This is a genomic window from Arthrobacter sp. MDT2-34-1, from assembly GCF_059091365.1.
On the sequence record NZ_JBNHGO010000222.1, the window covers coordinates 1 to 267 of the forward strand.

Annotated in this window: 1 protein-coding gene; it reads right to left on the reverse strand. The window is 62.2% G+C overall.

The window, feature by feature from the left end:
- Positions 1-80: 80 nt before the first annotated feature.
- The gene (locus tag AC5RVV_RS18430) at positions 81-254 is read right to left on the reverse strand and encodes a helix-turn-helix domain-containing protein (RefSeq protein ID WP_494002767.1); all 174 of its coding nucleotides are present in this window, start codon (positions 252-254) and stop codon (positions 81-83) included.
- Positions 255-267 lie beyond the last annotated feature (13 nt).

Consider the following 267-nt stretch of genomic DNA (forward strand, 5'->3'; position numbering starts at 1 on the left):
GGGTGCCCTTGACCGCGCACGCCCTCAGCGGCCGCCACAGCCATGCGCCTCTACGGCGGAAGCCATTGCACCGGCAACGGTTACGCGGTTTCGTGCTTCCCGCCGATGATGCCGCGCAGATATTGCTCTACGGCAGCTTCAGGCACACGGTAGGAGCGGCCGAACTGGACTGCCGGCAGTTCGCCGGCATGGATCATTCTGTAGACAGTCATCCGGGAAACCCGCATAACCTCTGCGACTTCTGACACCGTCAGAAAATGTACGTCC